Source organism: Ruminiclostridium hungatei (assembly GCF_002051585.1).
GTDB classification, from domain to species: Bacteria; Bacillota; Clostridia; order Acetivibrionales; family DSM-1351; genus Ruminiclostridium; species Ruminiclostridium hungatei.
In genome coordinates this window covers 70,250-84,118 of record NZ_MZGX01000003.1, presented here as the reverse complement: position 1 = coordinate 84,118, position 13,869 = coordinate 70,250, and the positions used below count along the sequence as shown (strand labels likewise).

Here is a 13,869-nt window from a genome sequence, read left to right as displayed (position 1 = left end):
AAACACTTATATATAAAAACCCGATATTTTATATAAGAGTTTTATTTGGAGGTGCAGTTATGCGGGTTAACGGTGGAGATAATTTTGAATCAAGTATCAAGAGCAGTGCAAGTCAGGCTTCTGATAGTGCAGCCAGAACTGCGGCGGTATCAGACAAGGTTGAGGCTTTACTAAGCACAAAAAACATATCACAAATGAATGAATTCGACATCGGGAACATGCCTGTATCCGAGAAAATAGTGATTGAAGCCATTCAAAAGGCAAACAAGGCAATTTCGGGCGGAAATAGAAGATTCGAATTTTCAATACATGAAAAGACAAATGAAATAGTTGTGAAGGTTTTTGATTCCCAGACAAATGAACTTATCAGGGAAATACCTAATGAGAAGGTTCTCGACATGGTTGCCAAGATGTGCGAAATGGCAGGTATTTTAGTAGATGAAAGAAGGTAGGGCTTATGGCTATAAGTAATATTGCAAGCGCATTAAACAGTAAATTAAGGATGTCGGGTATGGTGTCGGGGCTGGATACCGATACTATAATAAGGCAGTTGATGGCTGCTGAAACAGCTAAACTGGACAAGCTCAGACAAAAGAGAGAGCTTTCTGTCTGGAAGACAGATGCGTACAGAGATATAACTTCTACCCTTAAGAGTTTTTACAGTGAGTATTTTGATACCGTATCAAGTAAAAATTTAAAGTCGGCAAATTCATTCAGCAGTTTTTCTTCTACCTTTGTGGATACAACAAAGTCTGAGTATATTGGCATTAATGCCGGTGCCGGCGCAACAGCAGGGACATATTCAATTACTGATATCAAGGCTGCCACAACTGCAGGGATTTATAGCAGCGTAAATGTGAGCAAGGTTGTATCAACCGGAACCTTGACAGATTCCGACGTACAACAAATGAGTAGTAGCAGTTTTAATAATCAGTTTGTATTTACATTAAATAACAAGACGGTTGAACTCAACCTTAAGGATGGTCTTACTACAGTTTCCCAGCTTCGCCAGGAAATCCAGGACAAAATAGATGGGGCCTTTGGGGCTGGAAAGGTTACTGTAACAAATAATGCCGGAAAATTGGAATTTACCAGCAAGAGCACTGATGTTTTCAGTATCGGCACAGCAACCAATATGGGCGCCGGAGTACTTTTTGGCGCTGTTCCCACAGCGGACACTCCCTTTACACTGAATGCAGGCAATAACAAATTTGAATTTACAATAGATGGGGTTACTAAAACTATAACAGTTCCTCCGGTGGATGCTTTAGGAAATCCTACAAGCGTTTTTGAAGATGCTGCTGATTTGGCAGCCGCCATACAAAAGGGAGTGGAAAATGCATTCGGCAGTTCAACCGGTGTAACCTTTGAAGTTAAGGATGGAAAAGTTATATCAAAGGTGTCGGATAAACAGGTTGTAGCTGTGGGCTATTCTCGTAACGAATTAACCAATACCTTATTAAAGGTGGATAAGTCAAATCTGTCAAATAAGATAAATTTATCTGCCAAACTTGCAGACATTATGCCGGGGTTAAATACGGCATTGCCCATTGGAGATATTACAGGAGTTATCAGTGGGGATGCGGTTAATGACATTGAGTTTACCATTAACGGGAAAGCCTTCAGGTTTGATTCTGCCACCCACTCGCTGAATGATATCATGAGCAAGGTGAATTCAGATACTTCCGTAAATGTATCAATGAAGTATGATGTGACAACCAATAGCTTTAAAGTAACTTCCAGAGACACAGGAGTTACGGCAAAGGTTGATATTGCCGACAGTACCGGAAAGTTTATGGAGGTGTTGGGGCTTACTGGAACATCTGCCGGTACTGACGCAAGTTTAAAAATAAATGGCATGGAGGAAATTGTACGAACTGGCAATTCCTTTACCTATGCAGGTATTTCATTTGAACTTAAGAAGGATTATTCTTCTTCAACAGACCCTATAGTAATAAAGGTTGCCGGGGATACCACTAAAACCTATGATTTTATTAAAGGGTTTGTTGACAAATACAATGAAGTAATAGGCAAATTAAATTCCACCATTGGTGAAAAGAGGTACACCGATTATTTGCCATTAACTGAAGAACAGAAAAGTGCCATGTCTGAGGAGCAGATTAAAAAGTGGGAGACTTATGCAAAATCAGGTCTCTTAAAGGATGACTCCATTATTTCGGGCACATTGTCCAAGTTCAGGAAGGCCTTATATGATTCTGTTGCGGGAGTGGGCGTAAATCTTTCTTCCATAGGCATTACAACATCCTCCGATTATCTGGATAAAGGCAAGCTGGTAATCAATGAAACAAAGCTGAAGGATGCGCTGGCCAATAAGCCCGAGGAAGTAATGAACCTGTTTATAAAAAGTTCCGATATAACTTATTACAATGCAATTAACGGAAGCTCGGCAGATTTAAGCCAAAGATACAAGGAATCCGGTTTGGCACAAAGGTTATCGGATGCTATTCAGGATGCTGTAAGGACAAGCCTTGATAAAAACGGATTAAAGGGCTCATTGCTGGAGAAGGCTGGAGTAGTTGGAGACCGTTCTGAATATACAAATTTGCTGTACAAAGAAATATCCGCCTTTGATAAGAGTGTAATAGAGATGAATTCCAAGCTCACAAACAAGGAAAATGCTTTGTATGCAAAGTTTTCGGCCATGGAAACTGCTTTAAACAAGATGAATTCTCAATCCAGTTGGATAGCTCAGCAATTCGGGGGTAACAGCTAATAGATGAGATAATTAGAGAATAGACATACGGGAGGATAATGGCTAATGGTATCAAATAATGGATATAACCAGTATAAGCAGAACTCTATTAATACAGCAACACCTGAGGAATTGACGCTGATGCTGTACAATGGTTTGGTAAAATTTATAATGCAGGCTCAAACCGCTATTGAGGAAAAAAAATTTGAGAAGGCAAATAATAGTATAATCAGATCTCAAGATATTATAAGGGAGTTTCAAGTCACTCTTAATATGAAATATGAGGTTGCACACAATTTAGCCCTTATATACGATTATATGCATAGAAGACTTGTTGAGGCTAATATAAAGAAAGATAAGGATATTCTTGATGAGGTACTGGGATTTGCAAAGGAACTGAGAGATACCTGGGCACAGGCCATGAAGCTGGCCAAGCAGCACATTAATGTAAATGAGACTATAGCAAAATAGTATTTTTAGTTACAGGCACTTCGCATATGCATAGGGATAGCGAAGTGCTTTAGCTTAGGTAATGGTATTTTAAACGGGACAGAATATTTGCAAGATACTCTGTGTACCTTAAATAGCAGATGCGAGAAAAGGAGGTAATATGACAGCAGAGCAATATGTACAAAAACTTAATGAACTCTCAGCGAAAAAGTTGGAGGGCTTGAGAGAAATTTTTAATTTGACAGAAAAACAAGGTACAGTTATAGTTGAGGACAATATTGAGGAGCTGCAAAAAAATATTGATGCAAAACAACTTCAGATGGATATGATTGATGAATTGGACCAGGCATTTGAGGTTTATTTTACAAGGCTCAAATCCCTGCTGGGAGTCACCAGCCTGGAAGATGTAAAAATGGCGGACTTAAATGGCACCGCCCAACTGAAACAGGTAATTACCTCTATATACAATATTACAAAACAGATTCAGGAGATTGAAGGCGAAAATAATAATAAAGTAAGGGACATTCTTAATAAACTAAGTTCGGAAATAAGGCAGGTAAAACAGGGGAAGATTGTCAATAACGGATATAATATAGGAAGTAAGCTGCCGCAGCAGTCGTTTTATTTTGATAAGAAAAAATAAATAACAAATATGATAGATTGGACTGATAAAATGAAGGTAGTTATATTTGCGGGTGGTTATGGTACCAGAATAAGTGAAGAATCTCATCTGAAACCCAAGCCTATGATAGAAATAGGGGAAAAGCCAATATTATGGCATATTATGAAGCATTATTCACATTACGGATTCAGTGAGTTTATTATTTGCCTCGGATATAAGGGTAACCTGATAAAAGAGTATTTTGCAAACTATTTTTTGTATGGAGCGGATGTTACTTTTGATATGAGGTATGGTAACAATATGCAGGTTCATACAAATATGTCCGAACCATGGAAGGTCACGCTTGTTAATACCGGATTGGATACCATGACCGGCGGAAGGCTCAAAAGGGTTAAAGAATATCTGCAAAATGATACTTTTATGCTGACCTATGGTGATGGAGTATCAGATGTAAATATTTCCGAGTTGCTGGCATATCATAAATCCCATGGAAGGCTTGCAACAGTGACTGCTGTGCAGCCCGGAGGAAGATATGGGGTACTGGGTATAAATGAGGATGCAACAGTTTTAGAGTTCGTTGAGAAACCAAATACACTTGATGTTTGGATTAATGGAGGCTTCTTTGTCTTGGAACCAAAGGTTCTCGATTATTTGGAAGGAGACAATACAGTCTTTGAGCAGGGCCCCTTATCCACGCTGGCGAAGGATGGACAAATATCTGCATTCAAACATGCAGGATTCTGGCAGTGCATGGATAACCAGAGGGACAAGCATCAGCTTGAAAAGCTTTGGGAATCAGGGAAAGCGCCCTGGAAGACATGGTAGATGTATGCGGTTATGACTAATAACTAATGAGGAAGAATATATGAATTTGAATTTCTATACACCTGATGATGAATATGGATATTTGCATGACAATATCCCCCTTGTTGTTGATTTATTTAAAAGTTGTGATGAGTTGTTAACTTATATTATGACATGTGATATAAAGTCTGTTGGTTCATTTCTTGAGGATCTGGAAGGTGCAGTTGTTGTCATGCACCAGCAAATTCTTGAGATGCTTCCTCTTGTTAAATATCCGAACAAGTTAAAAGAAATATCAATGAACATGCCGATTCTTCTGAATCGTCTAAAGAATCTCTATGCAGAAGAAAAATTTGAAGAATTTGATATGAAACTCCAATGTGAGTTTAGGCCAATATTCTTAAATTGGGGAAAAAGCTTTAACTTTTTTATGGTGCAATGTATCAATGATGAAAGAATAGGTGAATACAATGCAACCGAAGCTGAAATGGTATCCCTGATGGCCAGGGAACCAAAAAAGGATACAGTAAAGGAATATAAATATGATTTAAGCATTGTGGTTTTATTCTATGGTAAGAAGGATATGACAAAGGATTGCATTGATGCAATCCATAAGTATACAAAGGATTATACGTACGAGCTTATAACTATTGATAATGGAAGCGATGAGGAAACAACAAATTGGTGTAACAGTTTACCTCATTTTAAAAAAGTGCACTATCCTGTAAATATTGGGTCTTCTGCCGGAGGCAACTTGGCAATATACTTTTCAGGTGAGTTTACAGAGGGGAGATTTTTAGTTTATGTAGCCAACGACGTTATAGTGACTGAAGGGTGGACAAAAAGTTTATATGACTGCATGACATCTGATGAAAGCGTCATTTGGGCAACGCCCGTAACAAACAGCCTGTCAAATCGCCAAACTGTGCCCGTACCCTATGAAAAAAACAATCTTGCTGAAATGCAAAAGTTTGCATCTGAATACAATCGTTCGAAATCGGAATTAAAGTGGGAGGAAAGGGCGAGACTCTTCCTTACCGTAGGTATCATCAGACAGCATGAAGTTACAAAGTTTAATGATTTTAGTTCCCCATATTTTTGCTATGACATGTTTTCTGATGATGACACAAGTGTCAGATATAAAAGGGCAGGGTATAAACAAATACTTTGCTCAGACGTTTTTATCCACCACTATGGTTCAGCGACGATAGGTGAATCTCAATTTGAAATAATGGATTCAGGGAGAGAACAATTTTATAAAAAATATGGGGTGGATGCGTGGGTCTCAATAAGTGATAAATCTATACTCTTTCCTCAGTTTATAAATGAATGCAAAGGCAATAATAGAATATTAAGTCTGGAACCAAGGTTTGGAGAGGGAACCCTCGCAATAAAAAATAGATTAAAAGAATTAGGCTGCAAAAATATAAGTATAGATACTGTTACATCAAATAGGACTTATCTGCCGGATATGCAAGCCTTATTTAACAGTGCCTTTTTGTTAAGCGAGTTTAATAGAGACACCAGCAAAAGAGAGTACGAGTATATTATCCATAATTATTTTTTTGAAGATGACTGTCATATGGTGGACTATATTAAAATAGCCCAAAATCATCTGAATAAAAGCGGAACATTTATGTTCTGCATAAAGAACTTCCATTCTTACAAAAACCTGCATCATATATTTGATTTGACTAATTTTGTAGACAATACCTCGACAGATGTTATGATTTCTCCCAAAACTTCTTTTACAACTATAGATCATATGAAAAAACTTGTTGAAAGTTGCGGATTGGCAGTTAAAGCAATAGTTCCGTTGTCTACTGGAAATAAAGATATGGATAAGTTAACTGCATTTAATCTAAGCCCTGGTTTTTATGAGATAATAAAATATGATTTCTTTATTTTTATATGTACAAAATAATCATATTATATGAGGTGTGACATGGAAAATGTTATTAGAGCAAAAACAACTAATTTGATAGCTACCAGACCACTTACGGAGAAAAGACAGGAAAACAGTGAGCTGAATATGCAGGAGATGAGAAATGGTACTATCCTGTTAAAATCAAAACCAAGACGTCTTGTTTTTGAGCTTACCAGCAGTTGTAACTTAAATTGCATAATGTGCGGAAGAAATGCCGCTGAATTTAAACCCTCCTTTTTTGATATAAAATGGTTCAGCAAATTCCAGAACATTTTTGATGAAATAGAAGAGGTTACATTAATGGGGTGGGGAGAGCCAACCATTCACCCCCAATTCCCTAAGATGCTTGAGTTTTTACATTCCAAGGGAGTCAGAATATACTTTTGTACAAATGGAATGAAACTTGACAAGTTGACAAAACATATTTTTGATTGTGAAGTTGATGTTTTTGCTGTTAGCTTAGATGGCGCAAATGAAAAGACGAATTCAGAAATCCGCAGTGGCTCTGATTTTAATCGGATTGTATCCTCTTTGAAACAAATTGTTAAAATCAGGAAAGATACTAATTTACGTTTTCCTTATATTAATTTTGTATTTACCGCAATGAAGAGAAATCTGCATGAGATACCTGACCTTGTCCGTTTGGCTTCCGATATTGGAATAGAGGAAGTAAAGGTTGTTTACTTAACAGCTTTTGAGGAGGAGATGGCAAAGGAAATTTTGATTGACGAGATGGATAAAGTAAAATCGGTTTTTGAAGAAGCTACTAAAATAGCACAAGAACGTAATATTCTCATAAAATTGCCTTATATAAAAGGTTGTGATGTTGCAGGAGATAAAGCTCATAAGGATTGCTTTACAACTTACAGAGATTTCTTCCTGGGTTCAGATGGGTATGTGCGGGCCTGTATGTCTAACTCTATAAAATTATTTCATATTGATAAATATAACGACTTTGAAAGCGCGTGGAATGGTTCTGAAATAATGGAGTGGAGAAAGAGGGTTAATACAGACGAAATGTTTGATCCATGTAAAGCATGCTACCAATCTTCTTTCGCAAACTGGAACAAGAAACATGCATTTGATCAGAGAACAGAAGTGTTCTCTCCAAAATGGGATTGATGGTGGCTTATGGACTTTTACAAAGGGAAAAAAGTTTTAATAACTGGTAATACAGGATATAAAGGGGCTTGGTTAACAAAAATGCTCCTGTCTTTAGGAGCTGAGGTTTCTGGCATTTCTATCGGTTATGAAGAAAATTCATTATATGAAAGGCTTACAAAAGCCCGGATAGAAACATACTTTACTGATATAGCTGATTTTGACAAAACAAAAGAGTATATAAGGCAAATTAAGCCGGAGATAGTTTTTCATTTAGCTGCACAGGCGTATGTTGATGTGTCAATTAACAATCCTCTAAAAACTTACCAGACAAATGTTGTGGGATTAGCCAATATCCTGGAATGTGTAAGGGCATCGAATACAATACGGTCGGTAGTTGTAGTAACCAGTGACAAATGCTATGAAAACAATGGTGATGGTACTGTTTACAGGGAGGAGGATTCTCTCGGTGCAGCAGATCCGTATTCCACAAGCAAGGCCTGCCAGGAGTTGGTTGCTCAAAGCTATTATAAAACATATCTCAGCAAGCTGGAAATAGGACTGGCTACCGCCAGAGCAAGCAATGTAATAGGTGGAGGAGATTTTAATACAAAAAGATTATTGCCATATGTTATAGACTGCTTTCTTGGCAAAAAACAACCGGAGCTGAGGAATATAAGTGCAGTCAGGCCCTGGCAGAATATACTGGACGTGTTGTATGGTTATTTGCTACTGGGAGAAAAGCTGAATAATGACAATAAATATTGCTTACCTTTCAATTTTGGCCCGCATGAGGCTTCATTTATATCGGTGGGCGCAATTGTTGAAATGTTATCAGGTTACTTTGAAAATGCCACATATGTTTCTATACCAATAAAACATTTTGCTGAGGCAAATATTTTAAAACTGGATAGTACAAGAGCTAAGCATATGCTTGGCTGGTTTCCGCTATTATCATTGGAAGACACCGTACAGCAGACGGCGGAATTTCATAAGGAAATATATGCAGGAAAAGACGCAGATGCTGTATGTGACTTTTATATTAATAAATACATGAGAGGAAGATAGAGATGGTTGACTATGAATTAGAAATTCGTAAATTTATTGATGATAATTGGGGAAATATTCAAGGGGGTATTAATGAGCTTATAAATAAGGTGAAAGCGGCTAAATACATTTGTATCTTTGGTGCTGGTGGAGTTGGCAGAGAATTAGCAGACTATCTTAAATCAATAAATATCAAAATAGACTTTTTCTGTGACAATAATAAAAGTCTGTGGGATAAAGAAGTTTACAATGGAATTAAATGCATTTCATTAGATGAGTTAAAATTATACAAGGAAGATGTTTTTATATTGATTACTGGAAGCCGATATTCAGAAATAAAAAAACAGCTAGATTTAATGAGCTTTTATTCAATCGTTATGGCCAATATTATTTTAAAAACAAGGCTATATCTAGGGACCACAACAAATGAATTGCTTAAGAATAATGTGTGTTCTTTATTGGAGCTTTTGGAAGATGACAAGTCCAAAGAAATTGTTGTTGAAATCGTTAAAAAATGGTTTACTTCAATTTTGGAGTATAATACCAACAATCACCAAAATATAAAATCTGATAATCAATATTTTACAGAAGAAATAGTTGCACTTACTGAAAATGAAATATTTGTGGATGCTGGTGCCTATGATGGAGATACAGTCAGATATTTTTTAGAAAAAGTAAATTATAGATTTGATGGAGTTATAGCCTATGAATTAAACAAAAATAATTATGACATATTGTGCCATAATATTGCTGAATTGGACGACGAAGTTAAAAGTAAAATACTCCCATACAACTTAGGACTTTATAATAAAACTGAAAAGATTAAGTACAGCTCAAATATATCTTCATCTAATATTAATCTATTTGCCGATGACATTGGACAGGTCGTGAGATTAGATGAACATACAAAAAAACCGATAACTTTTATAAAAATGGATATTGAGGGAGCTGAAATTAAAGCTTTAGAAGGAGCCGAAGAAATTATAAGGGTACATAAGCCTAAATTGGCTATATGTGTGTATCACGAGCCATATCACTTATGGGAAATTCCATTTTTAATAAAAAAATACGTTCCTGATTATAAATTATTTATCAGGCATCATTCAGACCTTGGCATAGAAACCGTGTGCTATGCAGTAATATAGGTTCTTACATATATGATTTATTATAGGAGGACTTAATGAAGCCACAAGACTTTGCAAAAGCTGTCCGTGAGAATGCAGCAAAAATACTTAACCATACCAACGATTCTCATATTGGGGGAGGCTATTCCTGTGTTGACATTTTAGCGGTATTATATACCCGTATTTTAAATATATCAAAGGATAATTTAAACGACCCGAACAGAGATGTTTTTATCTTAAGTAAGGGGCACATTGCAGCTACAATGTTTGCGGTTTTAGCACAGAAAGGTATTATTCCAATGGAACACCTAGATTTGCACACTGCAAACGGCGAGAATTACGCCGGGCACACCCGTAAATTTGTAGTTCCGGGGATTGAAGCCTCTGCCGGCTCCCTGGGACATGGGATGGGAGTGGGTCTGGGTATGGCATATGCAAAACGGCTTAATAAAAATACCGGTAAAGTTTATGTATTGCTGGGAGATGGTGAGTGCAACGAAGGGTCTATATGGGAAAGTGCCATGTTTGCATCCCGCTTTAGCTTGGGTAATATAGTAACCATAGTGGACAGGAACAGGCTTCAAAGCTATGGAAGTGATGAACAGGTCATGAATATGGGAGACCTCGGTGAAAAATTCAGGGCTTTTGGCTGCAGAACATTTGATATTGATGGACATGATTATGATGAAATATATGATACTTTGATAAAGGCTTCTGAATCAGATTTTGACAAACCTGCTGTTATAATTGCGCACACGATAAAGGGAAAAGGTGTATCTTTTATGGAAAATCGCCTGGAGTGGCATTTCAAGTCTCCTAATGACGAGCAGCTAAAAATCATTATGGAGGAGCTTAATGCATGAGGAAAACATTTGTAGATACGCTTACAAAATTAGCGAGGCAGGATAATAAAATAATGCTGGTTATCGGTGATACAGGCTTCAGCGTTTTTGAATCCTTTGAGAGGGAGTTTGGAGAAAGGTTTGTAAATGTGGGAATTGCAGAGCAGAATTTTATTTCCTTTTCTGCCGGACTGGCCGCAATGGGGTATAAACCGTTTGCATATAATGTTGTAAGTTTTATGACCATGCGATCTATGGAGCAGATATTTCTTGATGTCTGTTATCAGGAAAATCCAGTTGTAATGGTAGGTGTAGGGGGAGGGTTTGCTTATGGCCCTGCGGGACCCACACATCATTCACTGTCGGATGTTGCGATGATGTGTGCTATTCCTAATTTACAGGTAATCTGCCCATGTGATCCGGCAGAGATGGAAGAAGCAGTCATATGCGCATCCCAAACGAAGGTTCCAATGTATATAAGGATTGGAAGAAGTATTGATCCTGTGGTTCATAAGAGAAAAATAGACTTTAAAATAGGTAAAGCAGTTGAGATAAGGTCAGGTAAGGACATAGCAATATTTGCCGCGGGAACTATGGTAAAGGATGCGCTATCAGTATGTGATTTGCTGGAAGCTGAGGGTATATCCGCAAGCCTATACAGCATGCATACTATCAAACCTCTGGATTATGATACGATTTCCGAATGCGCCGATAAGTATAACGCTTTATTTACAATTGAAGAGCACAGCGTTGTAGGCGGGCTTGGTTCAAAAGCAGCAGCATATTTGAAAGAGTCTATGAATTCTTCTGTAAAATTTAAGGCATTTGCAGTAAGAGATGAATTTGCGCCTGTCACCGGAAACAGGGAATATCTGCTGAAGCTTAATGGACTTGATCCGCAAAGTATCACAGATAGTATAAAAGAGGTGGTAAATTGCTAGAAGCTTTGTTCGAAGAATTTAATACAGCATTTGATAAAAGTAAAGTAAGTATTGAAAGCCTTAAAAAAAATCTGAGTGTTTTTTCAAATATTTTATTATATGGAGCAGGAAGTGCAGGGATTGCATTTCTGCATTATTTAAGAAAATATGACATTACCCCTTCTGCTTTTATTGACGGAGATCAAAAAAAATGGGGTACGAAATGCGAAGGTATTGATGTACTGTCACCTGAAAGTATTATTAAAACATTCGGGGAAAATATTCTGGTAATTGTAACAATCAATACTGATGGAAAACGGTATTGTAAAAGCTTTGACGAGGCTTTGAGGATTGGTGGACATACAGGAGTCCATAAAAGGCTTAAGGAGCTAGGTATTAGAAATATTGTTGATTATACATTTTTCAGAAACTGCTATGAGCTTTTTTTAGGAGACGAATATAATCTGCCTTCTTGCTCAGATGTCTATCTTATGAAAGAAAAAAAGGATAATCTCAAAGAAGTATTTGAGATGTTAACTGATGATTTCTCGAAGGAAACATACTACAAGATTGTTAAATTCAGAATGCTGGATGACAGTATTGAAATTCCAACTTTAAAGCAGGACTATCAGTATTTTGAGCCGGAACTGTACAAACCGATTCAAAATGAGACATTTGTGGATTGTGGAGCATTTAACGGCATATCATTAAGAACCTTTTTAAGCTTAAACAAGGCATTTAGCAGATATTATGCATTTGAGCCTGACAGTACAAACTTTAAAGCTCTGTCACAATATGTTTCTACTCTTACAGAGGAAACAAGAAATAAAATTGAGTTATTCGAATGCGCTGTTGAACACAGGGCCGGTGTAGATACTCTTTACAAGCTGGAGGGTCCCGGTAGCTTTATGAGCAGTTTGGGCAAGGAACCGGTGAAAACAATTGATATTGATAATGCACTTAACGGAAATAAAGCGACCTATATAAAGATGAATATTGAAGGCTCTGAGCTGGAAGCAATAAAGGGATGTTCTGAAACGATAAAGAAATACAAGCCAATACTGGCAGTAGCAGCGTATCATAAAACCTGGGACTTATGGGAGATACCTTTGTTGGTCAAGACAATGTTTAGTGGTTATAAAGTTTATTTAAGAAGCTATATGAATCATATTTCATTCGTATATTATTTTATACCGGAGGGAAGAGAGCAAAAATGAATGAAGTAAAGTTTGCAATAGTGGGACTGGGAGAGATTTCAAAAACACACCTTCTGGCTGCTTTTGACGCTAATATACGTAATAACTTGAATTATATAATTCAGCCTGTAGCAGCGCTGACAAGGAAGGCACAACAAATTAATTTACATGGTATCAAGAATTATACTGATTCAGATGAATTATTTATAAATGAGCATATAGATTTCGTTGACATATGTACACCTAATGATATCCACTTTGAGTATGTAAAGTATTTTTCTGAAAGAAAAGTGCCAATATATTGTGAAAAACCATTATCGGACAGCATAGCTACAGCACGTAAAATGGTAGAATCAGTTGAGGAAAACAATGTTTCTAACGGGGTTGCTTTTATATTAAGATTCATACCTGCTGTACACATTATAAAAACAAAGCTGGAAGAGGAACTGATTGGGAATCTGATAAATTTCAAATTTTCAATGTATCATGGATCTTACTTGAATATTAAAAGAGAGGGCTGGAAAAATTCCATTCAATCCGGGGGAGGGGCGTTATTAGATTCCGGGTCGCATTTGATTGATCTGGCAAACTTTATATTCAGAGATACCTATGGTATGATAGTTGATATAAATGCAGAACTGAAAATTCATTTTTCTGATCGCAGTGAAGTAGATGAATATGCTTATTGCAATGTTGTTACTGAGAAGGGGCTGTGGGGAAATATCGAAGTGTCAAGAATAAGTGCAGAAGAAACTCAGAGAAATTGTGTTGAAATTTTCGGTGAAAAAGGGAGTTTGAAATTATACATGCAGAATCCCTACAAGGTAGTTCATTATGACTATAACTCGGGTAATTCTGTTACGTATTTTGCAGCTGAAGACATTACTAAGCCATTATTTTTCTCAAAAGCTAAAGACTCGTTAGGCTATTTTCAATCTGCTCACACAGCGGCACTGACTACTTTTGCAAATCAGGTATGGTCAGGAAACAAATCAAATATATTGCCTGATTTTAAAGATGCACTAAGAGTTCAAAAGTTAATTTATGAAGCTTATAAAAAAAGTAAAAAATCCTAGATAGCAGGTAATTAATAGATTTTATTATTACATAAGAATAAAGGGTG

13 protein-coding genes are annotated in these 13,869 nt (G+C 36.9%); all 13 read left to right on the top strand.

Going from position 1 to position 13,869, the window contains the following annotated elements:
* Window positions 1-59 precede the first annotated feature (59 nt).
* On the top strand, window positions 60-452 hold the full coding sequence (locus CLHUN_RS02920; RefSeq protein WP_080063069.1) for a flagellar protein FlaG: 393 nt from the start codon (window positions 60-62) through the stop codon (window positions 450-452).
* A 5-nt stretch (window positions 453-457) separates the two neighbouring features.
* The gene (gene fliD / locus CLHUN_RS02915) at window positions 458-2,734 is read left to right on the top strand and encodes a flagellar filament capping protein FliD (RefSeq protein WP_080063068.1); all 2,277 of its coding nucleotides are present in this window, start codon (window positions 458-460) and stop codon (window positions 2,732-2,734) included.
* Between the two features lie 45 nt (window positions 2,735-2,779).
* Entirely contained in the window at window positions 2,780-3,184 is a 405-nt protein-coding gene (gene fliS / locus CLHUN_RS02910; protein WP_080063067.1) for a flagellar export chaperone FliS, read from the top strand.
* Window positions 3,185-3,323: 139 nt separating this feature from the next.
* Window positions 3,324-3,806, top strand: coding sequence for a flagellar export chaperone FlgN (gene flgN / locus CLHUN_RS02905; RefSeq protein WP_080063066.1), 483 nt, complete (start codon window positions 3,324-3,326; stop codon window positions 3,804-3,806).
* Between the two features lie 30 nt (window positions 3,807-3,836).
* The gene (gene rfbF, locus CLHUN_RS02900; RefSeq protein ID WP_080063207.1) at window positions 3,837-4,610 is read left to right on the top strand and encodes a glucose-1-phosphate cytidylyltransferase; all 774 of its coding nucleotides are present in this window, start codon (window positions 3,837-3,839) and stop codon (window positions 4,608-4,610) included.
* Window positions 4,611-4,650: 40 nt separating this feature from the next.
* A complete protein-coding gene (locus CLHUN_RS02895) occupies window positions 4,651-6,513 on the top strand; it encodes a glycosyltransferase family 2 protein (protein ID WP_080063065.1) in 1,863 nt (620 codons plus the stop codon).
* Between the two features lie 21 nt (window positions 6,514-6,534).
* A complete protein-coding gene (locus CLHUN_RS02890; RefSeq protein ID WP_080063064.1) occupies window positions 6,535-7,638 on the top strand; it encodes a radical SAM protein in 1,104 nt (367 codons plus the stop codon).
* A 9-nt stretch (window positions 7,639-7,647) separates the two neighbouring features.
* The gene (rfbG, locus tag CLHUN_RS02885) at window positions 7,648-8,685 is read left to right on the top strand and encodes a CDP-glucose 4,6-dehydratase (protein WP_080063063.1); all 1,038 of its coding nucleotides are present in this window, start codon (window positions 7,648-7,650) and stop codon (window positions 8,683-8,685) included.
* Between the two features lie 2 nt (window positions 8,686-8,687).
* Entirely contained in the window at window positions 8,688-9,809 is a 1,122-nt protein-coding gene (locus tag CLHUN_RS02880) for an FkbM family methyltransferase (RefSeq protein ID WP_080063062.1), read from the top strand.
* 35 nt (window positions 9,810-9,844) lie between these two features.
* Window positions 9,845-10,651, top strand: coding sequence for a transketolase (locus tag CLHUN_RS02875; protein ID WP_080063061.1), 807 nt, complete (start codon window positions 9,845-9,847; stop codon window positions 10,649-10,651).
* Window positions 10,648-11,571 carry a transketolase family protein gene (locus tag CLHUN_RS02870; protein ID WP_080063060.1) on the top strand — a complete coding sequence of 308 codons (924 nt, stop codon included), beginning with the start codon at window positions 10,648-10,650 and terminating at the stop codon, window positions 11,569-11,571. The genes CLHUN_RS02875 and CLHUN_RS02870 overlap by 4 nt, the downstream gene beginning before the upstream one ends.
* On the top strand, window positions 11,565-12,767 hold the full coding sequence (locus tag CLHUN_RS02865; protein ID WP_080063059.1) for an FkbM family methyltransferase: 1,203 nt from the start codon (window positions 11,565-11,567) through the stop codon (window positions 12,765-12,767). The genes CLHUN_RS02870 and CLHUN_RS02865 overlap by 7 nt, the downstream gene beginning before the upstream one ends.
* Window positions 12,764-13,822, top strand: a complete 1,059-nt coding sequence (locus CLHUN_RS02860; protein WP_080063058.1) for a Gfo/Idh/MocA family protein — start codon at window positions 12,764-12,766, stop codon at window positions 13,820-13,822. Before CLHUN_RS02865 ends, CLHUN_RS02860 begins: the two co-directional genes overlap by 4 nt.
* Window positions 13,823-13,869 lie beyond the last annotated feature (47 nt).